Below are 23,185 nucleotides of genomic sequence, written 5' to 3'. Positions count from 1 at the left end.
CTATTTTTTGTTGAACATCGTTCCTGCCATATAATCCCCAATTGCAGGGAACAGTGTATAAAGTTTTGCAGCCGCCCCTAAAATATGTGGGCGATTGATTTCTCGTTTTGAATGAATCATGGCTTTGACGATCGTTTGTGCCAATTTGTTTGGTTCAAGGACAAGGCTACCCACCGATGATAAGTAACTACCGCTAGGATCTGCTTGGTCAAAGAATGCCGTTTCGATCGGCCCTGGATTGACTGTTGTTACGTTGATTCCCAGTGGTTTTAGTTCTAAACGTAATGCGTTAGAAAAACCAAGTACAGCAAACTTCGTGGCAGAGTAGACTGCCGTCTTCGGCGTAGCGATCTTACCCGCGATTGAAGCAACATTTATGATATGACCATGCTTTTGTTCAGCCATTTGAATCGCAACTTGCTGAGTCAAAACCATCATCCCAAGCACATTGACTTCAAACATATTACGGATGACCGCAGGATCCATCTCGGTAAATTCTTGAAAGATCCCGTAGCCGGCATTATTGACAAAGACATCGATCTTTCCGACTTTCTCACTGATTTTTTCTAATAAGCGCGCCACGCTTTCAGGGTTTGCTACGTCCAATTGAAACGCATACGCTTCTTTGCCGCTTAATTCCATGCATTGTTCTTTGACTTTCCCAATCAAATTTGTTCTGCGAGCACAAGTCACAACGATCGCACCGCGTTTTGCGGCTTCATAACAGATTTGTTCGCCAAGTCCGGCAGAACCACCTGTTACAACGACAACTTTATTCTCCAAGTTCATCTGATTCTTCCTCTCCGGCAAAAGGGATCTCGACAACATCAAAATCTTTGACGATCAACGTATTCTGAAATACTTCTTTTGCTTCATTTACTAAATTTGTAATATCTTTGCCAACATAGCGCGCGCTGATATGGGTCAATAGCAAACGCTTGGCGTGAGCTTCTTGGGCCACTTCAGCAGCTTGGCGTGTCGTCGAATGAAAATAAGCGCGAGCCAGCTTGGCTTCTTCTTTGTTGAAGGTACTTTCATGCACTAATACATCCGCATCTTTCGCTAAAAGCACGGCGTTTTGACATTTACGCGTATCACCTAATATTGCCAAAATCCGACCCTTTTTCGCTTGACCTAAGAAATCAGCCCCATTGATTTGACGTCCATCGTCGAGGGTAACTACTTCACCTTTTTTTAAACGTCCGAAGACGGGACCAGGTTTCAGACCAAGTTCAAGCAATGCTTGCACTTGCAATTCCCCTTGATGGCTTGCTTCAACAATACGATAGCCAAAACTATCAATGCCGTGATCAAGGGGCAGACAAGATACCTCAAATTGCTGATCTTTAAAAAGAATCCCTTCTTCTTCAATCTCGAAAAAATGCAATGGATAGCTGACTTTCGTCTGGGAAATCCGCAAAACGGTTTGAATGTATGCTTTGATTCCCTTTGGTCCATAAATCTCTAGAGGCGTGTCGCCCCCTTGAAAGGAGCGGCTGCTGATCAATCCCGGCAACCCATAGATATGGTCACCATGAAGATGAGTGATAAAGATTTTTTCAATCTTTCGTGGTCGAATTGTAGAATGCAAAATCTGCATTTGGGTTCCTTCGCCACAATCAAAAAGCCAAACGGCATTCCGTTCATCTAAGAGTCGTAACGCAATGCTGGTCACGTTTCGATGTTTTGCAGGCACTCCCGCACCTGTTCCTAAAAATTCTAATTCCATAAGCTTCTTTCCTTTCATCTCTTCCCAATTTTAGCGGAAAAGAAATCAAGTTGCAATTGAAGCTTGCGGTTTTTATTTCTCAGATTGGCGATCTTCTGCGTCATTATGAGAGTTTTTCCAGTCCTCTTGAACCCGTGCTTTGGTGGATTCTTCGACTTTCTTAGCTGTTTCAATCTCTGCTTCCACTTCATCGTAGTCAAAGCGCGTGATATCGCCGCCCAATTCATTCATGATCAATTGATTCAAAGGACGATTGTCTTCTTCATCGGCGATCAATAATAACCCGGTATCACCTACACCAATTTGATTTCCGACGTGTTCAAAAAGCATTTGCGCATTTTGGATCTCTTTTGCATCACGAGTAGCACCGATCATACTGCCGCCAAACCAGCCCAGCATGATTCCTAAAGGTCCGCCTAACACACCAACGAGCATCCCGATCAAACCACCCGTTGATGTCTTATTGTTCCCAGTAAAATCAAGAAAGTCCTCGACTTTAAATTGATGCACACCTTCATTGGTGTGGGTAAGGACCGCCATTTGTTCTCCTTTAATCTTTCGTTCCATATGCATCCGTTTCACTTCAGAAAAGGCTTGATACGCTTTGGCACTAGCATCAAAGTTCATTACAATGACTCGTTTTGACATAAAAATCGCTCCCTTTGGTTTATTTGTTCTTTTCTTTATTTTAACAGTAAATCATTTAAATGAAAAAAGAAACCAAAAAGACTGCTGATCATTGATTTCTTAGAGAAAATCAATGATCAACAGCCATAACCACTTCAACTATGAAGGATTTTTTTTTACAAATGATGTTCTTTTAAACGCTTATTCGACAAACTCGAATTCAAAATTACCGATACGCACGATGTCGCCGTCTTTGGCACCTCGCGCACGCAATGCTTCATCAACACCCAATCCACGCAATTGACGTGCAAAGCGCATCACGGTCTCATCGTGATCAAAGTTCGTCATTTGGAATAGTTTTTCGATTTTCTCACCGCTCAAGATCCAAGTTGCATCAGGATCGCGATCGATTGAAAACTCCGGCTCATCCGATTGGAAGCCGTAATGAACCACATCTTCTTCTATTTCTTCATCGTACAAGAGGAACTCAGGAGTGACTTCCAATAAATCCGCTGTCGCATTCAGCAAGGCATCGATTCCCTTACGAGTGACACCAGAGATTGGGAAAATCATTGGTTCATCCGCGAACTCATCCGTTTTTTCTTTTGCCAACTGCTCTTTGAAAAGGGCTAAGTTTTCTTCAGCATCCGGCATATCCATCTTATTGGCAACGATGATCTGTGGGCGCTCTAGTAAGCGCAAGTTGTGGGTCGACAATTCATTGTTAATGGACAAATAGTCCTCGTATGGATCGCGCCCTTCCATGCCACTCATATCGATCACATGTAAGATGACCCGCGTCCGTTCGATATGACGTAAAAACTGAGTCCCTAAACCAACACCTTGCGAAGCACCTTCGATCAAGCCTGGCAGATCGGCTACTGCAAAACTACGACCATCAGTGGTCGTTACCATGCCTAAATTTGGCACCAGTGTTGTAAAATGATACGCGCCGATTTTTGGCCGAGCAGAGGAAATCACAGAGAGTAATGTGGACTTCCCAACCGAAGGGAAACCAACTAAACCAACATCTGCTAAGACTTTTAATTCGAGCTCGATTTTTCTTTCTTGACCGGGTTCTCCGTTCTCAGCTAACTCTGGTGCTGGGTTTTTCGGAGAGGCAAACCGAATGTTCCCGCGGCCGCCCCGCCCGCCTTTTGCGATCACTAATGTTTGACCTTGCTCAATCAAATCCCCTAATAAGGCTCCTGTTTCAGCATCACGAACGGTGGTGCCTTGGGGCACTTTGATGTAAGTATCATCTGAGCCACGGCCGTGCATTCCTTTACTCATGCCGTTTTCCCCGGGTTGTGCTTTAAAATGACGATTAAAGCGGAAATCCATTAATGTACGCAAACCTTCGTCTACGACTAAAATGACGTCACCACCACGTCCGCCGTCACCACCTGCGGGTCCGCCGTCTGGGACATACTTCTCTCGGCGAAAAGCAACCATTCCGTCGCCGCCTTTTCCTGCTTTGACATCGATTGTCACTTGATCTAAAAACATGGACATTATTTGTCCTCCATTCTTTTTTTACTACCTTCTATACTTTTTGATTATCAGTTATCTCACCTTAAGTGGTTACTATTTCTCTAATAAGAAAGTCTATTTTATTGTAACGACCGAAACGCCTTTTGTCTATCTTTTCTCATGGGTTTCCATAAGAAATCGTGAATTCTTAAGGGTTATTCTTTGACAGTCACATCAAATCGTAGCAAACTTTTAAGTGTACTAGACACAATTAAAGGAGGAAACAAGAAATGACAGTAAAAGTTGGAATCAATGGTTTTGGACGAATTGGACGTTTGGCTTTTCGTAGGATCAAAGAAGTTTCTGCCGATATTGAAGTTGTGGCAATCAATGATTTAACAAGCCCCGTCATGTTAGCACACTTGTTGCAATTTGACTCGACCCATGGCACTTACCCTGGCACTGTAACTGCAACGGATAATGCTATCGTTGTCGATGGCAAAGAAACCAGAGTGTATGCCGAACCAGACGCAAGTAAAATTCCTTGGGCAAAAGAAAATGACGTCGATATCGTTTTAGAATGTACGGGTTTTTACACTTCCGCAGAAAAAGCCCAGGCCCATCTTGATGCAGGTGTCAAACGAGTGGTCATTTCCGCTCCCGCCGGCAATATGAAAACGATCGTATACAATGTTAACTCCGACACGTTAACACCAGATGATACTATCATATCCGCAGGCTCTTGTACGACCAACTGTCTAGCTCCGATGGCCTACTTTTTGAATGAAGAATTTGGGATCGAAGTTGGTACGATGACGACAGTTCATGCGTATACTTCTACTCAAATGCTATTGGATGGTCCTGTAAAAGGCGGAAACTTAAGAGCCGCTCGGTCCGCTGCAGACAACACGATCCCTCACTCAACGGGTGCCGCCAAAGCAATCGGTTTGGTTATCCCAGAATTAAATGGCAAATTACAAGGCCACGCCCAACGGGTTCCGGTCGTCGATGGTTCTTTAACAGAATTAGTCTCAATTTTGAAAACCAAAGTAACCGCCGATGAAGTCAATGAAGCCATCAGAAAACACACCGTCGATAATCCGTCATTCGGTTACGATGACCGTGAGATCGTCTCGGGTGATGTCATTGGTACCACTCAAGGTTCTATCTTTGACCCGACGCAAACAGAAGTGACTACTGCCGGCGATTTCCAATTGGTGAAAACCGTCGCTTGGTATGATAATGAATATGGCTTTACTTGCCAGATGATTCGTTTACTCGAAGAATTTGCTCGTTTGTAAGTCAATGAGTAGGCAAAAAGTGCCGGTTCTGAAAAAAGAACCGACACTTTTTTTATTCACTTGCTGGATGATCGTATTTTTCCAAGAAAGCCGCGATTTTTTCTTTGTAAAGCGCTGGATCAGTTTTGTAGCTTTTCGCATGCTCGGCTCCTGAAACGACCCATTTTTCTTTAGGCGCATCGGTCGCGTTATACAAAATATCCAGCATCGCATAAGGAACAAATGTATCCGCATCGCCATGAATAAAAAAGATTGGACGCGTATTTTTTTGCAGTTGTTTGACTGCATCTGCTTCACCAAAGAAATACCCCGCTCGGATTTTTGTGACAAGGCTAGTGACATTCATCAATGGAAATGCGGGCAACCCAAACAATTGATCGAGTTGATAGCCTAGTTCTTCATTGACGTTGGTATACCCACAATCTTCAATGATAGAAGTGACATTTTTTGGTAAGTCTTCTCCGCTAGTCATCATCACTGTGGCCGCACCCATACTGATGCCATACAAAGTGATCGTCTCTTCAGAACCATTTTTTGCAAGTATTTCATCGATCCATTGCACGTAGTCTTTACGTTCGTGCCAACCAAAACCAATATAATCCCCTTCGCTTTGACCATGCCCTCGAGCGTCTGGAACCAACACATTATAACCTAAATCATGATACATCTTGGCGTAGTCCGCCATCGTTTCTGCATTCCCCATGTAGCCATGCGCGATGATCGCCGTTTTTCCTTGATTCTTCTCCTCCGCCGGTAGATAAATGGCGGATAATTTTAAATCATCTTCAGAAGTCAGCTGCCACATCTCACGATTTGCTGCATCTGTAAACCAATTTTGCGCTTCGCTTCCCGTCTGATTTTCATCAGTACCCGGGGTATCTCCTTCCAAGAAATCTTTTTCTGAAGGAACTACCGCATAGTCGTAAAAATAGTTTCCAGCATATCCTAATCCCGCAATCGCTAATACAGCTACTCCGATGGCAATTTTCCAGCGCAATTTCACACTTGTCACGTCCTCTTAAGTATATAGTTTACATAATATTATTATGGTCTCAACATTCCTCATGGTAAGAACCCACTACATAAATTACCGTTTTTTACTCGTGTTTGTCAATCGCAAGCGCCCAAAAAGAAAAACCATTGCCAACAATAGGTGTTGACAATGGTTGATTCCTCGTAATGGCTAGTTGTTTTCGACCAATTTAAAACTTGACCAAGGTTTCAAAAATTCTAATAAGAAAAGCTCTTCTTCAGCGATTTTCCCAACGACATTGACCCGGCCGTCATTTTTCATTTCTTTCAAGGCGATTTGCGTCTCCCCTTTGTATTGTCCATAGCCAGCATTATCGATCAAGACATCTCCTCTTACCATATCATGGGTATCATGGGGTGGAAATTCTTTGTCTTTATAATAGATCCGGGTCATCGTTGAACGCAAGATGTATTCTGAACGATCTCCTCGGTAACTATGCAGATTATCAAACAAACAGATGCGTTCATCTTCAGTGATTCCATCAACCACATCAACTCTTAATGTCGGATAATCCGCGTGAAATGCTTCAGCCATTGCTGCCAATTCTGCTTCTGAAGCATAGGCATTGCCAACAGAGATATCATCGATCAAGCCAGTCAACACTAAATGTTTGACTTGCGTAGCTAGTGGCAGATCACGATGATCTTCTAAAGAGCATAAACCATCTTGTGTTGGCCATGGACCGAAGTCAGCTTCGTGAGAATTCACGAAAGCCATCGTATTTAAATTGTATTTGCGGAATTTTTCCGAACAAAAAACGAAATGGTCGTAGCCTAACCCTGAATAGCGATGAGGATAGAAATTATGCGAGCCTAGTAAATTTTCAGTATTAGGCGAATAACTCATGATGTTATCCACGTAGCTCGTACCACTGCTCATATTGATCTCAATTTTGATCCCGTAAGGATTGCGGGTCATTTTGGCTTCTTCTGAACCAGTAAAACCAATATCTAACCGAACACCGTAAGCCCCCATCTCATCAAAGAAGGATAAATCATCATAAGAAATACCTAGCTGTTCGAATAAACCAGGATTGATATCTACCATGACTTCCATTCCTAACTGATTGGCATAATCCACGACTTGTTTAAAGTCTGCCAAGACTTTTTCTTTGTCATCGTTGATTTGCAGCAAACTGGTAAATACCCGTTTAAAGCCGTATTTGTGTGCCAAGTCTAGATACGCTTTGTCCTTTTCAAACGTTGAGCGCTCTGGATAAATCGATATCCCTAATTTTCCCATCAAAAAAACCTCCTGTACATTCTATCCGTTTATTATAATGAATCCTCTTTCATTATAGCAAACATCTAAAAAGTGGTCTACACCTTTCCACCTGTTTCTTTCTCATTCCACAAAATCTGCGCTTTCTTCTATGTCTCTTTTTTGTTATGATTAGCATTAAGAAAACTGGAAGGAATGAAAGAATGAAAAAAATCCTATTCACACTGACAGCAGCTGCTAGCCTTTTATTATTAGCTGCTTGTACAGGTTCAAGTACCACCGATCCCTCATCAAGCAATTCGGCAGAAAGCACGTCGACCTCAGAATCCGTTGACTTGAATGCCCTAGAATTGCCGCAATTATCAACGGATGTGCAAGAGAATGAAGCTTTAGTTGAAATGGTGACGGAAGAAGGCTCGATCAAAATCAAACTTTTCCCAGAGATTGCGCCCAAAGCCGTCGAAAACTTTTTGACCCATGCCAAAGATGGTTATTATGACGGCTTGACTTTTCATCGTGTCGTAGAAGAGTTTATGATCCAAGGGGGCGACCCTAATGGTGATGGCACTGGTGGAGAAAGTATCTGGGGTGAAGGATTCGGCGAAGAATACTCAAACCAGCTCTACCACTTGCGAGGCGCATTGGCAATGGCAAAATCAAGTGCACCAAATAGCCAAGGCAGTCAATTCTACATCGTTCAAAATGATCAAGATGTATCCGACGGTCTAGCGATCCAACACTATCCCGAAAAAATCATCGAAGCCTATAAAAATGGTGGCACGCCGGCTTTGGACGGTAAATATACCGTCTTTGGTCAAGTGATCGAAGGCATGGATGTCGTCGATAAAATTGCGCAAGCAGAAACCCAAGACTCTGGCAATGGTGAGAATTCTCAACCGGTTGAGCCAGTGAAGATCGAAACGATCAAGGTCTTACAAGAAGCCAAAGAATAAATAAAAAACCGCTGAAAGCCCCGATTATCGGATGCTCCAGCGGTTTTCTTTTATTTTTGGTCGCCTACGATAAAGGTAAATTCGCACTCCGCAGCTTTTTTGCCATCCACTGTCGCTACTGCATCTGCAGTTCCTACAGAGCCTTTGATTTTGGTGATTTCAAAAACAAGTTTCATGGTATCTCCCGGAACAACTTTTTGACGGAATTTTGCTTTATTGATGCCGCCGATATACGCCGTTCTCCCTTGGAATTCCTCAGATTTCAATATTAAGATCGATCCTGCTTGTGCCAATGTTTCTAAAATCAAGGCACCTGGCATCACTGGATTTCCCGGAAAATGTCCTTGAAAAAAATCTTCGTTGATGGTGACATTCTTCGTTGCGATAATTTTTTTACCAGATTCGATTTCATCAACATAATCAATATAAATAATTGGGTAGCGATTTGGAATCAAATCCATGACTTCCGTTTCAGTCAATAGTTTTTTCATGGTGTCCCTTCCTTGCTTAAGAATTTATTATAGTTTGATTATCAAAGTATCATAGTTCAAGGAAATTCGCAACTAAATATTTATTAAGAAAAAAATAGTTTGACAATCAAACAATTATGCTTAATAATTAGAAATCAAGATAGTTTGATTTACTATTTGTCATTATACGTATTTTATTGTTGAATTTATTAAGGAGTGGAATTATGAGTTTTTTAACCGGTAAAAAAGTTGTCGTCATGGGCGTTGCTAACAAACGCAGTATTGCTTGGGGCTGTGCACAAGCACTAAAATCCCAAGGAGCCGAAGTGATCTACACGTATCAAAACGACCGCATGAAAAAGCCTTTAGAACGCTTATTGGAATCTGATGAATTTGTAGTGGAATGTGACGTCGCCAACGACGAAAGCATTGCTGCCGCCTTTGAAACGATCAAAGAATATGCTGGAGAGATCCACGGTGTGGTCCATGCCGTTGCTTATGCTAATAAAGAAGATCTATCGGGCGATATTTTAAATATTTCTCGTGACGGTTATGCTTTAGCGCAAGATATCAGCAGTTACTCATTGATTGCAGTCACCAAATATGCCAAACCAATCTTAGCTGAAAACGCTGGTATCGTCACTCTTTCTTACTTAGGTGCCGAACGGGCAGTGCCAAACTACAACATGATGGGTATTGCGAAAGCTGCTTTGGAATCAAGTGTTCGCTATTTAGCTGCCGAACTTTCACCGCAAAAAATCCGTGTTAATGCGATTTCAGCTGGTGCCATCAAGACGCTGGCAGTAACTGGTGTAAAAGACTATCAAAAACTGATCCAATTGTCAGAGGATCGAACACCTGATCATATTGGTGTGACGATTGAAGAAGTAGGTAATACTTGTGCCTTCTTGATCAGTCCATTATCAAGCGGCATTATCGGCGAAGTGATTTTTGTTGATAAAGGCGTTCATTTATCTTAATCAATAATTGTCATAGAAAAGTCTGCTATTTGCCTCTCCGTTGGCTGAGCAGGCTTTTTCTGAAAAAAACAGGTATTTCAGAAAACCTCCTTTGCATTTCTATTTTATCTTGGTTAAAATAGATGCAGTAAGACTTGGAGGGATTTTATGAAACAACTGCTACTTGCAGCTAGTACGACCGATTCAAGTGGTTCCAGCATTACCGAACCAGCAGCTGCTCAACTCAATGCATTACAAAAATGGTGGGCGTCCATCGACTGGGAATCGATCATTGGCTTACTGATCCAAAAAGCATTGATGTTGCTTTTTTTATGTATCCTATTTGGTATTTTATTGAAAATAAGCAATATGATCATCGATCGAATCTATCGTTCCTATGAAAAAAAAGCCAGTTTCAATGTGAGTCGAATCAACACGATCCATACCCTGATCCGCAATACGGTTCATTACACATTAGGCTTCTTTTTTGTCTATGCACTCCTTTCCACCATCGGCGTACCTGTAGGCTCGTTACTAGCCGGTGCCGGAGTCGTCGGGGTCGCACTTGGTTTAGGTGCCCAAGGCTTTATGAATGACTTGATTACTGGCTTCTTCATTATTACCGAGCAACAAATCAATGTTGGTGATTACGTCCGCTTGACCAATCTGACGCTTGAAGGTACGGTGACAGCAGTCGGGATTCGAACGGTCCAATTAAAATCCGTTGATGGAACCGTTCATTATATCCCAAATCGTAACATCACGACCATCAGTAATACATCAAGAGCCAATATGCAAGTCGTTGTCGACGTACGTATCTTACCATCTGAAGGCCTAGATGAAATACGTGCCATCATTGAAGAAGTCAATGAACAGATCGCTCAGCAGCATGAAGAAGAGATTCAAACGGCCCCTACGGTCTTCGGTCTGGTGGATCTAGGGAACAACAACTTTGCGATTCGAACCACCATGTATGTGACCAACGGTACGCAATGGAAAATCAAAGAGGAATTTTTGGCCGCATCGATTGATGCATTAACTGCCAAAGGCTATACGATTCCTAATGCGCCCATCGTCGGTATTTAAAAAAGGTTATCCCAAAACTGGGATAACCTTTTTTCTATACCACATGCAGTTCATCTGTCATCTTTGGGGCATCTTCTTTCGAAATCAGCAAATAGCGTCTTTCAATTTCATGTGCCAAATGATTGACGGATTTTAAAATCTCTTTGCGGGTGATGATCCCTACAAAGACATTGTCATCATCAACGATCGGCAAGAATGCTTGATCCACTAACAGATGCAGCATACTTTCCAACTCATCGTTTTCTTTGATGCAATTCACATTGACTTCCATGACATCTGCCACAGTCAGCCCTTCAATATTTTCCATACTGAAGCCAGTGAGATCCATCATTCGTTCTACGATGTTTGAGAGGCTGATTAAGCCGACTAAATGGTCCTCACTATCTAGTACTGGGATCTTTGAATAGCCCACTTTTGATAAAACAAGCAATGCGTGACTCAAAGGGTGGTTATAAAATACCGATGCCACATTCTCTGCCGGCACCAAGAAATTTTCTTGATTCTCGAGTAATATTTTTTCTACGGTCTGTCCTATCAATCTAATTGCCTCCATTTCACAGCTACTCTTCTATTTTACTTGAAAATGAGAATAGAAAGTAGAAACCTGCAAAATTATAATGAAATTTTTACTTTTTGATTCCGCTTACTTAACGTGTAAAAACGAAAGCTAGCTCTGGGACTTTATGAAAGGAACGATCATAGTATTGGATTGCCCATTGTTCTGGCGTACTTTCAATAATCGCAAAACTTTTGATTTGAATTTGCCCTCGCGGTTGGGAAATACTGCCAGGATTCAAGAAAAGTCGATTCCCGACTTTCTCACAAGCAATTTGATGCGTGTGACCAAACAAAGCGATCGAGGCATCTGCTTGTTGCGCTTTTAATCCTAATTTGGTTACGCCAAAACGAACATCCGCCAAATGGCCATGGGTCATATAGATGGTATCCAGCGGCGTTTTAACGATACGCTCATTGGGAAAACCACCACCGTAATCGCAATTGCCGCAAACGACTTGGAATGTTTCCCATAAAGAATCTGTATCAGGCAGTTCAGAGTCTCCACAATGCAGGAATAAATCGACTTGATTTTCGAATTCATTTTTAAGATCAACAAGAATCTCACGATCTGAATGATTGTCACTGACAACTAAATATTTCATACATTTTCTCCTTCTAGCCACTCCTGCCACTGTTCTTGGAGTTTTTTGATTGCTTGACCACGGTGGCTCACTCGGTTCTTTTCTTCTTGACTCATTTGGGCTGCGCTTCGCTCTGAACCATCAGGAATAAACAATGGATCGTAACCGAACCCATTTTCTCCACGAGGGATACGGCCGATTCTCCCAGGCCATTGGGCTTCAACCACCAAGCTATCTTTTCCTGGTGCTGCGAAAACTAACGTACAGTGAAATTGAGCACTGCGTTTGTCATCTTCGACATCCGTCAATTCATAAAGCAATTTTGCATTATTGGCAGCATCACTTTTTTGCTCACCAGCAAATCGAGCAGAGTACACGCCTGGGCGTCCCCCTAATGCATCGACTTTCAGTCCTGAGTCATCAGCCAACACCGGTCTTCCCAAAATTCTGGCGATAGTTTCTGCTTTAAGGCGGGCATTTTCTTCGAAGGTGGTGCCGGTTTCTTCAACATCCGGCAAGGAAGGATAATCTTTCAAGGTGCGGACATCGTACCCTGCTGCCCCAAATACGGCTTTAAATTCCTTGGCTTTTCCTGGATTGCCTGTGGCAATGACGATCGTTTTTTCGGGAATCTCATAAGGGGGTTCATCTGGTAAAAACAGTGCCTCTTTTTGATAGGCAATCAATTCTTCGATAGCTGTTTTTCCGTAGATCAGCATCTCATTCAACTGCTGACCATCAAAGGTCGCTTCTTCCCCAGTTCCTTGCAATTCGACAAATCGACCGGATTCTGTCATCACCAAATTCATGTCGACAGCAGCTGAAGAATCTTCTTGATAATCGAGATCAGTCACACAGGTGCCATCTGGTAAGATTCCAACGCTGATGGCTGCCAAATGCTCCTTGATCGGGTCTTCCGTCAATGCTTTGTCACGCAACAATGTATCGATAGCTAAACGCAACGCAACAAATGCGCCGGTAATACTAGCTGTTCGGGTACCACCATCTGCTTGAACGACATCACAATCGACCACAATACTGCGTTCCCCTAGCTTTTCTAAATCGACCACAGCTCGCAAGGAACGAGCGATCAGCCGTTGGATTTCCATTGTACGACCAGAAAGCTTACCTTTGGCACTTTCTCGACGGTTACGAGTGTTGGTCGCTCGTGGGAGCATACTGTATTCGGCTGTGACCCAGCCTTTTCCCGTATCTCGTAAAAACGGAGGGACCCGATCTTCAATCGTTGCCGAACAGATCACGGTTGTGTCACCAAAAGAGATCACAACCGATCCTTCGGGGTGTTTGTAGACGTTGGTTTGAATTTCAACTGGTCTTAACATTGTTTCTTTTCTGCCATCATGTCGCATTTAAAAGCCTCCTAAATCAGTGTGAACCGATGAGATCGTGTCTAAATCAAGCCAATCATTGGCGATCTCATCAAATATTTTCGGTGAACCAGTAGTAAAAAATGCATGCTGCGGGTGCGGATCGTCCTGGCTCGTTGCTGCAATGGCGAAATAGTCCAACAAGGTACTGACTTCCCCCACCGTTTCTGCCCCTGAATCAATGAGCTGGATATGGGCCCCCAATTCATTTTGGATCAAAGGGCGCAATAAAGGATAATGGGTACAGCCCAGAATCACCGTATCTAACCGCTTGTTTTTCAAGGGGCGTAACGTTTCTGCCACAATTTTCTTGGCAACCGAGCTATGGTATTGTTTGCTTTCTACGATCGGTACAAACTTTGGGCAAGCCAAACTGACGACTGACGCATGGGGGGCTTTCCCATGAAGGGCGCGCTTGTACGAGTCGCTTTTAATCGTTCCGTTTGTCCCGATAACACCGATTCGTTGATTTTTGCTTGCTTTGACCGCTGCTCGACTGCCAGGCAGTATCACGCCGATCACTGGAATATCCAGTTGTTCTTTGATTTCTTCAAGAGCGACCGCTGTTGCTGTGTTACAGGCGATCACCAACATTTTAATGTTTTTTTCCAATAAAAAACGGGTCATTTGCCACGTATACTCGATGACTTGCTCAGCAGGTCTTGGGCCATAAGGGCATCTGGCAGTATCGCCTAGATAAAGAATCGATTCGTTGGGCAGTTGTTTGATTGCCTCTTTGACGACCGTCAACCCACCAACACCAGAATCGATAAAGCCAATTGGTCTGTTGTTTGTCATAGTTTCCATCCTTTACATGAAAGAAAGAGTTTGATGCATTTTTCTCTCTTATTCATTTTGGACTTTTTTTGTCTATTTTTCAAGTATTCCTTTCGTTTGCTAAAGAAAGCTTTCCCAAAAAAATACCAATCGGTACAAAAAAAGCCCCAACCATTGGCTCACAACCAGCAAGTTGCACTTGCATGGTTGAAAGACCGATCGCGGGGATTTTTGTCGATTGTTCATTTTTAGTAATCGTACTGACGTTTTTCCAAAAAACCTGAAAGCAATGACAGTGCATAACAAACCAAAAAGTATAAAACAGTCATTGCCAAAAACATTGGCAAAACATAGTTTGTATTTTGACCATAAATGATCCGGGCATGATGGGTCAACTCTGGTAAAGAAATGATCACGGCTAGTGATGTATCCTTGATCAAAGAGATCAACTGACTGACGATCGCTGGCAACATCGCTTTAAATGCTTGTGGCACGACGATACTGCGCAATACTTCAACATAACTTAATCCCGTTGATAAACCAGCTTCCATCTGACCTTTTGGCACAGAATTCAAGCCCGCTCGAAAGATCTCAGAAAGCATCGCTGATTCAAAAATCGTCAACGCCACCACCGCTGACCAAAAAATGTTAAAGCGGATGCCAATCTGTGGCAAGGCAAAGTAAGTGAAGAAAATGATCAAAAGCAAAGGCAAGTTACGAATAACATCAATCACGACACCTAGTACTTTAGAAAAGACCGGAATCGAGCTGAAGCGTAAAATACCGGCGATTCCTCCAATAATAAAGCTAAATAAGATCGAGAGGATCGACACTTCAACCGTAACACGTAAGCCATCGATCAAAAAGCGAATGTTAATCGCCGAAAAAGCTTCAAAAAAATCCATAGTTCTTTAGCTCCTTTCTATGAGCGGACAGCCCAACGCCGTTCCAAGTAAACCATCAAATAAGACAATGGCAGGGTGATAATCAAATAGAAAAGACCAACAATGATATAGGTATCAAATGTATTGAAGGTCTCGCTTGCGATCAAATCCCCTTGATACATGATATCTAATCCTGCGACCATCGCTAAAATTGAGGAGTTTTTGACGAGGTTAATAAATTGATTGCCTAGTGGCGGCACAACGATTTTAAATGCTTGAGGCAAAATAATGTAGCGCATCGCTTGACTATAAGTAAAGCCAGAAGACAAGGAAGCTTCCATCTGTCCTTTAGGAACCGTTTGGATCCCTGAACGGATCGTCTCGGCGATAAATGCCGATGTATAGATCGTTAAACCAATCGTTCCCGCTTGAAATCCGTCAAAAGAGACCCAATACATTGGCACAACAACATAAAAGAACATCACGATGATCAATAAGGGAATATTCCTAAAAAACTCGACATATGCTTTGGCGATCCCTTTGATGAAGCGATTGTCTGACAACTGAAAAATTGCCATTAAAGTTCCGATCAAAAGGCTAAAAAACAGTGCGATCAAACTCGCCATGACTGTATATTTAAAGCCTTCAATAAACTGACCGGTATAGGTTTGAAATAATTCAACCATTCAGTTTCCTCCTAATCTACTTTTCCTGATTCGTCTTCAGGGAACCATTTGTTGTAAATCTCATCATAGGTTCCATCTTCACGCATTTCCCGCAAGGCTTGATTGACAGCATCTAGAAATGGTTTTTGACCTTTGTTGATGGCAATCCCATAAGGCTCTTCGGTAAATGTTTCGCCAACTAAATGATAATTAGGATTTTCACTCGCCATCCCTAATAGGATTGCGTTATCCGTAGTCATAGCATCCCCTTGTCCTGATTGCAAAGCAGTAAAGGCTTCTGCATAATTTTCAAGTTCTAGGATTTGCGCTTCTGGTGCAGCCTCACGAATGTTTACAGCTGACGTAGAGCCTTTCACGACCAATACAGTGGTGTCTGCGGTCAAATCTTCAATCCCTTGGATCGGACTATCTTTTGCGACCAATAAAGATTGTCCTGCATCAAAATAGACATCCGAAAAGTCAACTTGCTTTTTACGCTCTTCCGTGATGGTCATCGTTGCGATGATCGCATCGATATTGCCGTTTTTCAAAAGCGGAATCCGAGTTTTTGAGGTAACTTCAACAAAAATCGCATTGCCATCACGCCCTAAGATTTTTTCAGTGATCGCACGAGCGATATCAATATCAAAGCCACGTACTTCTCTAGTCGCGATATCCATCAACCCAAATAGACGGGTATCGTTTTTTACGCCCCAAACGATCTGATTCGTCTCTTTGCTGTTTTCTAAAATATCAATATCTGCGGCACTTTGTCCTTTACAACCTGAGAAAGTCACAAGGGCAAAGGCTAAAACTAGAAAAGAAAAAATTTTCTTTTTCATATAGGTTCCTCCTGTCGCTTAATGATTTGTGACTTTGCTCAAGAATTGTTTTGCACGCTCGTCCCTTGGTGCGTCAAAGAATCCATCGACATCCCGTCGATCTTCTAGCACTTGGCCTTCTGCCATAAAGACGATTCGATCTGCTACTTCACGAGCAAAGCTCATTTCATGGGTAACGACGATCATGGACATTCCTTCACTGGCGATTTTTTTCATGACATCTAGTACATCGCCAATCATTTCTGGGTCCAATGCTGAAGTTGGCTCATCAAAAAGCAGCATCTCTGGTTTCATCGCAAGGCCTCGGGCAATTGCGACCCGCTGCTGTTGTCCACCGGATAACATAGACGGATAAGAATCTTTTTTATCCAACATCCCAACTCGATCAAGTAGTTTTTCCGCCAAATTGATGGCTTCTTGCTCATTTTGTTTTAATACTTTAATCGGCGCTAACGTAATGTTTTCTAACACGGTTTTGTTTGGATACAAGTTAAAATGTTGAAACACCATACCAATGTTTTTTCTAACTTCTGTCATTTTGACATCTTTATCAAATAAGTTCTTGCCGTTGACTAACAATTGACCACCTGAAATGGTTTCTAGTCCATTAATTGTACGGAGCATTGTACTTTTACCAGAACCTGAAGGTCCGATTACAACAACGACCTCACCTTTTTCAAATTCAAGGTTGATGTTTTTTAATGCATGGAACTTTCCGTAATATTTCTCTACGTTCTTAAATTCGATCATTGCCATTGATTCACACTCCTAGCTATTTTTAAAATTAAATGAGTAAATGGAAAGATTTGATTCATATTATAGCCCAATCTTTTTTCATTTGTAAAGGTGCTTTTCCAATGTTCCCCCCTTATTTCTGAAAAGACAAGTGCTATTTTACTTTGATGTGAGGTTTTTGTCCATGAAAATTTTTCTAACCTCGACAGATCACAAGGAGAACCTGTTGTTTCTTTTGCTAAAAAAAGGTAAGATAAACCATATAACAAAGGTAAAGGTGGAAAAAAAGTGAATACGATTTTAACTGGCGACCGCCCAACTGGCAAACTGCATCTTGGCCATTATGTGGGGTCTTTAAAAAAACGGGTCGAAATGCAAGCTGACCCTGAAAATCAGCTTTATATCATGGTCGCTGATATGCAGGCACTAACAGATAATGCGAAAACACCTGAGAAGGTCTCAGCGAATATTTTAGAAGTCGCTTTGGATTATTTAGCCGTTGGATTGGATCCATCAAAAACAACGATGTTTATTCAATCGCAAATCCCTCAACTCTCTGAATTGACGATGTACTACCTAAATTTAGTCAGTGTAGCACGCGTGCGACGCAACCCGACGGTCAAAGCAGAAATTGAACAAAAGAAATTTGGCGAAGGCGTTCCTTCTGGTTTCTTCATCTATCCAGTCTCTCAAGCAGCGGATATCACTGCTTTTAAAGCAAACTTAGTCCCCGTTGGTGAAGATCAAAAACCAATGCTGGAACAAACACAAGAAATCGTGCATAGTTTTAATTCTACGTATAGTGAAGTATTAGTCGAACCAAAAGCTGTTTTACCGCCAAAAGGTATGGGACGTTTGGCTGGGATCGACGGCAATGGAAAAATGAGTAAGTCACTAAATAACGGTATCTATTTAGCAGATCCAGCTGATGTGTTACAAAAGAAAGTGATGAGCATGTACACTGATCCAAATCACATCCATGTCGAAGACCCCGGACAAGTCGAAGGCAATATGGTCTTTACGTATCTTGATGTATTTGGTACCGAAAAAGAAAAAATTACTGAATTAAAAGAACATTACACCCGTGGCGGATTAGGAGATGTCAAAATCAAACGCTATTTGATCGATGTTCTGGAAGCCGAATTTGCACCGATTCGGGAACGACGTGAAGCTTTTGCGAAAGATCCCGGTGAAGTGATGAACTTATTAAAACTTGGTAGCGAAAAAGCAGAACAAGTTGCCGCCCAAACGTTAGCTGAAGTCAAAAATGCAATGGGCATCAATTACTTTGCTTAAAAAAATAAGCCTTAGCGGCTTATTTTTTTGTTCACAAATCGAGAATACAATTTAATGCTAGACCTACGAGCACACTCTGTGTTAGGTTTCACGAGCAAACTTCATCCACAGACCGATCCATTAGGCAACTTGATTTGATGCGATTTCTTGCGAAAAAACCTAGAAAATTGCCCTAAAAATAACTTCGAAAATGCTGATTAGAGAATCATTTTCTCAACCTTGACAGCGCTAAAAAAGAACAGTTCAAAAAAGCTGGATTGCCTTTGATAGTGAGATACTTTACAGCTCCAACCCAACTCCTAACATTTTTGTGTCATCTGAGCATCTATTATAATAGTAGAAAACGTTCCCCACCCAACTTCTTTGTATGGTGGAGAACGTTTTTCTACTTATTTGATTAGCGGATTTCTGCTTGAACTTTTTCTTCTAAGTTACGAGTAATTTTCGCTATTGCTTGATTGATCTCTTCATCCGTCAGGGTAGCTTCTGGATTGCTAAAGGTCAGGCTGTACCCTAATGATTTTTTGCCTGCTTCGATGTTTTTCCCTTGATAAACATCGAATAAACGAATCGCACTTAAGAAGCGACCGGCACTTTCGCGAATGATCTCCATCACGGACTGGTTATCGATCGTTTCATCAAGTAAGAGTGCCATATCCCGCGTTACTGATGGGAACTTAGAAACTGGTTGATAGACCAATTGTTCTGTTTTCGCTGCTAACAGTTGATCTAAGTTCAATTCAGCAACATAGGTTTCACTCACTTCATAATCTTTGGCGATCGATGGGTGGACTTGTCCCAAGAAGCCGATTTCTTGGTCATCTAGCAGGATCATTGCCGTACGGCCAGGATGCATCTCTTTGATAGCTGCCGTTTTTTGATAACGAATACGGTCGGTTAATGCCAACGAATCAAATAGATTTTCTAAAATGCCTTTTAAATGGAAGAAATCAACTTTTTGAGCTTGGGTTTGCCAGTCTTTCTCATAGATATTTCCTGTCAAAGCTAGCCCCAAGTGATTGACTTCTGTTGGCAGCTCGTGTTTACTGTCGCCTGTCTGATAAAAGACGCGACCAATTTCATACAAAGCAACACGATTGTTTTTACGTGCCAAGTTGTACGCAACGTCGTCTAACAAACCTGAAATCAGATTCAAGCGCAAGACGGCACGCTCTTCGGTCATTGGCCAATCCAATCGAGTCACTTGGCTCGATTTATCCGTAAATTGTTGTGCCTTCTCTTCCGTTGTCAAAGCATAGCTGATGGCTTCACTGACCCCGTTGCCTTCCAATAGCGTCCGAACTTCTCTAGTCAGACGTTGCGCTTTGGTTAGATGACCGGCAACCGTTTCTCCTTGCGGTAAAGTCGATGGCAAACGATCATAACCGTAAATACGCGCCACTTCTTCAATGATATCTGCTTCGATCGTAATATCCCAACGACGAGGTGGGACAGAAACAATATAGCTGTCTGCTTCTTGACGATGACCAAAGCCTAATGCATCAAAGATTTCTTGCACTTCTTCATCAGTGATTTCTGTGCCTAAATAGCTATTGATTCGAGCTAAAGTGATTGTAACCTCAACAGGTTCTACTGCTACTTGGGAACCTATTACTGCCCCTTTTAAGACCGTTCCACCAGCAAGTTCCGCAATCAGTGCTGCTGCTGCATCACAAGCTTTTGCAGCCGTGGCTTGGTTGATCCCTTTTTCAAAACGAGCGGAGGATTCGCTTCTTAAATTGAATTTCTTTGAGGTCAAACGAATCGCTAACGGATCGAACAAGGCCGCTTCTAAAGCGACTGTAGTCGTTTTTTCCGTGATTTCTGAATCAAGCCCTCCCATGACGCCTGCGAGCGCAACGGGCGTGGTTCCGTTGGTGATAACGATGTCTTCTGGGGAAAGCTGACGTGTTTCTCCATCTAAAGTCACCAAACTTTCATTTTCTTTACCACGACGGACAAGTATTTCTTTGCTGTCGAGCTTTTGATAATCAAAGGCATGCAATGGTTGGCCAAATAATAGTAAGATATAATTCGTCACGTCCACGACATTGTTGATTGGACGAATACCTTCATTCATCAAGCGATTTTGCAACCATTGTGGACTTGGGGCGATCGTTACACCATCAATGATTCGAATTTGGTAGGCGGGTGCATCTGTTGCTTCAGTGACCTTCACCTGAATTTTATCGGCAGCAGCTACTTCACTTTCAGTAAGCGAAATTTCAGGAAACTTCGGTGTTTGGCGATAGATCGCACCGACTTCATAAGCAACCCCCCGCATGCTCAACGCATCCGCACGATTCGGAGTGATCGACAATTCGATAATGTGATCATCCATATCCAGATAAGGAAAAACCGGTGATCCTGGTTCTGCTTCTGCTGGTAAATAATAGATTCCTTCCGCGTATTCTTTGGGAATCACGCTATCGGCATATCCCAACTCTTGCAACGAACAAATCATGCCGTTGGAAACTTCTCCCCGCATCTTGCCCTTTTTTATTTTTACATTGCCCGCGATTCGAGAGCCTGGTAATGCCACGATGACTTTGATGCCGCTTTTGACATTCGGCGCACCGCAAACGATCTGTGAATCTTCATCCTCGCCAATATTTACTTGGCAAATCGATAGATGGTCAGAGTCCGGATGCGGTCGGCAGTCGGTCACTTCTCCGACAACGATTTTTTTTAAGCCTTCTTCAGGCACGTCAATACCTTCGACTTCGATCCCCGTCACTGACATTTTATCCGCCAGCTCTTTGGGTGTGATCTCAGACAGATCAAGGTATTCATTTAACCATTTATATGATACTAACATTTATTGTTCCCCCTTGAACTGGCGAATAAAACGCACATCATTTTGATAGAATTGGCGAATGTCGTTCACGCCGTAGCGCAGCATTGCCACTCGGTCAGGACCTAAACCAAAAGCAAATCCCGAATATTGGGTTGGATCAATCCCTGACATTTCTAAGACGTTAGGATGGACCATTCCGGCACCAAGGATCTCGATCCAGCCAGTTTGTTTACAAACATTACATCCGGCACCACCGCACTTGAAGCAACTGACATCGACTTCGACCGATGGTTCTGTGAAAGGGAAATAGCTTGGTCGCAAGCGAATTTGGCGATCTTCCCCAAACATTTTTTGCATCATGACTTCTAAGGTTCCTTTTAAGTCACCCATCGTAATATTTTTATCGATTACCAATCCTTCAATTTGATGGAATTGGTGGCTATGGGTCGCATCATCTGTATCACGACGGAAAACTTTCCCGGGAGAGATCATCCGTAACGGCCCTTTTGAAAAATCATGGGTCTCCATTGTTCTCGCTTGAACGGGTGATGTATGGGTTCGAATCAACACTTCCTCTGAAATATAAAAGGTGTCCTGCATGTCTCTGGCAGGATGATCTTTTGGCAGATTCATCCGCTCGAAGTTGTAATGATCTTTTTCCACTTCATAGCCTTCAACGACTTGGTAGCCCATACCAACAAAGATGTCTTCGATTTCTTCCATGATTTGTGTCAGCACATGGCGAGTTCCTCGGTCCATCTTTTTACCAGGCAACGTCACGTCGATGGATTCTTCAGCGAGGGCTTTTTCCAAGTTTGCTGCTTCGATAGACGTCTTGGCTTCTTCGATCGCTTCTGTCAAAATATCACGAATCTCGTTGGCATAGCTCCCCACCTTCGGCCGTTCTTCCGCAGAAAGATCTTTCATCCCCCGTAGAACTTCAGTGATGGGTCCTTTTTTTCCAAGCACTTCCACTCGAATTTGATTCAAGTCGTTCATGGTTGGACTTTCTTTGATTTTAAGCAATGTCGTTTCCTTCAATGCTTCTAATTTTTCTTGTAAAGACATGTGTTTCCTCCTTCTATACTGTGAATAGTGTAAGAATAACAAGACTGGATTGACTGAATAAAGGGAATATCATTCATTTAAAGACAAAAAAAGACATCATCCCTTAAAAAAGGAACGACGTCTCGTGTTACCATCCTCATTCGCGAAAAAACCGCGCACTCACTTCGGCTAACGACAGCAAAACTGCCGACTGACTGTAATCAGCAAGCTCCAGAAGTGAAATTCATTTTTCGAATGCAGGACTTGCTTTCAGTCTGTGACAAGTCTCCCTTTTTCTGATTCAGCCAAATTACTAGTTTCTATCAACGCTTTTTAACTATTCATTTAAGGTTAGTTTACCTAATTTCTGGTGAGAAATCAACTGCATTCTTCCTCACGTACCCATGTTTCTGCCCAACGCTTCACACTCATCATACTCTTTTCAAGAGCAATACCTCTTGGCGTCAAGCAGTAAAGATTGTTTTCTTTGCAGACAATTTCTTCCCGCTCTAATTCTTTCAAGCGTTCGACTAACACCCGATCACTCACTTGAGGAATCTTGTTTGCTAACTCAACAAATCTTTGTTTGCCGTCTTCAAGAAGGACATCAATGATCAAGCCGTTCCACTTTTTGCCTAAAATAGAAAAAGCTTTTTCAAATTTAGGACAAAGGGCATAATCCGATTCTACTTTTATCATTCTCCATCACCTCTTTTACCTATTATAGCATATGACTTACGAATTGTAAGAAACTAGGATCGAT

At 42.4% G+C, this 23,185-nt stretch carries 23 protein-coding genes; 5 read left to right on the top strand and 18 right to left on the bottom strand.

The genetic code is table 11. The features are described from left to right. From IGI84_RS07710 to obgE, 4 genes are all read right to left on the bottom strand, one after another. Positions 1-789 carry an SDR family NAD(P)-dependent oxidoreductase gene (locus tag IGI84_RS07710; protein WP_081118694.1) on the bottom strand — a complete coding sequence of 263 codons (789 nt, stop codon included), beginning with the start codon at positions 787-789 and terminating at the stop codon, positions 1-3. Next, on the bottom strand, positions 773-1,729 hold the full coding sequence (rnz, locus tag IGI84_RS07705) for a ribonuclease Z (protein WP_430600944.1): 957 nt from the start codon (positions 1,727-1,729) through the stop codon (positions 773-775). The genes IGI84_RS07710 and rnz overlap by 17 nt, the downstream gene beginning before the upstream one ends. A gap of 72 nt (positions 1,730-1,801) precedes the next feature. Then, the gene (locus tag IGI84_RS07700; RefSeq protein ID WP_010748409.1) at positions 1,802-2,377 is read right to left on the bottom strand and encodes a DUF456 domain-containing protein; all 576 of its coding nucleotides are present in this window, start codon (positions 2,375-2,377) and stop codon (positions 1,802-1,804) included. Between the two features lie 180 nt (positions 2,378-2,557). Beyond that, complete coding sequence (obgE, locus tag IGI84_RS07695) at positions 2,558-3,871, bottom strand: GTPase ObgE (RefSeq protein WP_077453427.1); 1,314 nt, start codon at positions 3,869-3,871, stop codon at positions 2,558-2,560. A gap of 248 nt (positions 3,872-4,119) precedes the next feature. On the opposite strand from obgE, the gene gap reads away from it, so the two are divergent. Further along, positions 4,120-5,130, top strand: coding sequence for a type I glyceraldehyde-3-phosphate dehydrogenase (gap, locus tag IGI84_RS07690; protein WP_081118696.1), 1,011 nt, complete (start codon positions 4,120-4,122; stop codon positions 5,128-5,130). A gap of 52 nt (positions 5,131-5,182) precedes the next feature. Here gap and IGI84_RS07685 read toward each other — a convergent pair whose 3' ends face one another. Together IGI84_RS07685 and IGI84_RS07680 are read right to left on the bottom strand one after the other, a co-directional pair. Beyond that, positions 5,183-6,133 (bottom strand): alpha/beta hydrolase, encoded by a 951-nt coding sequence (locus IGI84_RS07685; RefSeq protein WP_200124883.1) that lies wholly within the window; start codon positions 6,131-6,133, stop codon positions 5,183-5,185. Between the two features lie 180 nt (positions 6,134-6,313). Beyond that, entirely contained in the window at positions 6,314-7,405 is a 1,092-nt protein-coding gene (locus tag IGI84_RS07680) for a DUF871 domain-containing protein (protein WP_081118698.1), read from the bottom strand. Positions 7,406-7,587: 182 nt separating this feature from the next. Here IGI84_RS07680 and IGI84_RS07675 point away from each other — a divergent pair, with 182 nt between their 5' ends. Then, positions 7,588-8,337 carry a peptidylprolyl isomerase gene (locus IGI84_RS07675; RefSeq protein ID WP_200124410.1) on the top strand — a complete coding sequence of 250 codons (750 nt, stop codon included), beginning with the start codon at positions 7,588-7,590 and terminating at the stop codon, positions 8,335-8,337. Between the two features lie 50 nt (positions 8,338-8,387). On the opposite strand, the gene fabZ is transcribed toward IGI84_RS07675, so the two are convergent. Next, a complete protein-coding gene (gene fabZ, locus IGI84_RS07670) occupies positions 8,388-8,828 on the bottom strand; it encodes a 3-hydroxyacyl-ACP dehydratase FabZ (RefSeq protein WP_005226178.1) in 441 nt (146 codons plus the stop codon). 203 nt (positions 8,829-9,031) lie between these two features. Between fabZ and fabI the strand changes: the two genes are divergently transcribed. Both fabI and IGI84_RS07660 read left to right on the top strand, forming a co-directional pair. Further along, positions 9,032-9,787: an enoyl-ACP reductase FabI gene (fabI, locus tag IGI84_RS07665; protein WP_077453431.1), complete on the top strand. Its 756-nt coding sequence runs from the start codon at positions 9,032-9,034 to the stop codon at positions 9,785-9,787. A gap of 147 nt (positions 9,788-9,934) precedes the next feature. Further along, positions 9,935-10,852 carry a mechanosensitive ion channel family protein gene (locus tag IGI84_RS07660; protein WP_005236101.1) on the top strand — a complete coding sequence of 306 codons (918 nt, stop codon included), beginning with the start codon at positions 9,935-9,937 and terminating at the stop codon, positions 10,850-10,852. Between the two features lie 34 nt (positions 10,853-10,886). Here the strand turns inward: IGI84_RS07660 and cbpB are convergent, their stop codons facing one another. The 8 genes from cbpB to IGI84_RS07620 all read right to left on the bottom strand — a co-directional run bounded on the left by cbpB (position 10,887) and on the right by IGI84_RS07620 (position 17,303). Further along, positions 10,887-11,390, bottom strand: a complete 504-nt coding sequence (cbpB, locus tag IGI84_RS07655) for a cyclic-di-AMP-binding protein CbpB (protein ID WP_005226181.1) — start codon at positions 11,388-11,390, stop codon at positions 10,887-10,889. Between the two features lie 109 nt (positions 11,391-11,499). Continuing rightward, positions 11,500-12,012, bottom strand: coding sequence for a metallophosphoesterase (locus IGI84_RS07650; RefSeq protein ID WP_081118700.1), 513 nt, complete (start codon positions 12,010-12,012; stop codon positions 11,500-11,502). Continuing rightward, positions 12,009-13,361 (bottom strand): ribonuclease PH, encoded by a 1,353-nt coding sequence (gene rph, locus IGI84_RS07645; protein WP_081118701.1) that lies wholly within the window; start codon positions 13,359-13,361, stop codon positions 12,009-12,011. The genes IGI84_RS07650 and rph overlap by 4 nt, the downstream gene beginning before the upstream one ends. After that, positions 13,362-14,177 (bottom strand): glutamate racemase, encoded by an 816-nt coding sequence (gene racE, locus IGI84_RS07640; protein WP_081118702.1) that lies wholly within the window; start codon positions 14,175-14,177, stop codon positions 13,362-13,364. A gap of 227 nt (positions 14,178-14,404) precedes the next feature. Next, complete coding sequence (locus IGI84_RS07635) at positions 14,405-15,061, bottom strand: amino acid ABC transporter permease (protein WP_005226185.1); 657 nt, start codon at positions 15,059-15,061, stop codon at positions 14,405-14,407. Positions 15,062-15,078: 17 nt separating this feature from the next. Continuing rightward, positions 15,079-15,726: an amino acid ABC transporter permease gene (locus tag IGI84_RS07630; protein WP_077453437.1), complete on the bottom strand. Its 648-nt coding sequence runs from the start codon at positions 15,724-15,726 to the stop codon at positions 15,079-15,081. 11 nt (positions 15,727-15,737) lie between these two features. Beyond that, entirely contained in the window at positions 15,738-16,547 is an 810-nt protein-coding gene (locus IGI84_RS07625) for a transporter substrate-binding domain-containing protein (protein WP_077453438.1), read from the bottom strand. Between the two features lie 18 nt (positions 16,548-16,565). Continuing rightward, positions 16,566-17,303, bottom strand: coding sequence for an amino acid ABC transporter ATP-binding protein (locus IGI84_RS07620; protein WP_077453439.1), 738 nt, complete (start codon positions 17,301-17,303; stop codon positions 16,566-16,568). Between the two features lie 267 nt (positions 17,304-17,570). On the opposite strand from IGI84_RS07620, the gene trpS reads away from it, so the two are divergent. Next, the gene (gene trpS / locus IGI84_RS07615) at positions 17,571-18,578 is read left to right on the top strand and encodes a tryptophan--tRNA ligase (RefSeq protein WP_081118703.1); all 1,008 of its coding nucleotides are present in this window, start codon (positions 17,571-17,573) and stop codon (positions 18,576-18,578) included. Between the two features lie 397 nt (positions 18,579-18,975). Here trpS and pheT read toward each other — a convergent pair whose 3' ends face one another. The 3 genes from pheT to IGI84_RS07600 all read right to left on the bottom strand — a co-directional run bounded on the left by pheT (position 18,976) and on the right by IGI84_RS07600 (position 23,121). Further along, complete coding sequence (gene pheT, locus IGI84_RS07610; protein ID WP_430600943.1) at positions 18,976-21,396, bottom strand: phenylalanine--tRNA ligase subunit beta; 2,421 nt, start codon at positions 21,394-21,396, stop codon at positions 18,976-18,978. Further along, complete coding sequence (gene pheS, locus IGI84_RS07605; RefSeq protein WP_005236117.1) at positions 21,397-22,443, bottom strand: phenylalanine--tRNA ligase subunit alpha; 1,047 nt, start codon at positions 22,441-22,443, stop codon at positions 21,397-21,399. A 357-nt stretch (positions 22,444-22,800) separates the two neighbouring features. Further along, a complete protein-coding gene (locus IGI84_RS07600; RefSeq protein ID WP_005226192.1) occupies positions 22,801-23,121 on the bottom strand; it encodes a winged helix-turn-helix transcriptional regulator in 321 nt (106 codons plus the stop codon). Between the last annotated feature and the right edge of the window lie 64 nt (positions 23,122-23,185).

The sequence above is a fragment of the Enterococcus sp. DIV0008 genome, assembly GCF_050542615.1.
GTDB lineage: Bacteria > Bacillota > Bacilli > Lactobacillales > Enterococcaceae > Enterococcus_D > Enterococcus_D innesii.
This window is presented reverse-complemented; position numbering and strand designations above follow the sequence as displayed.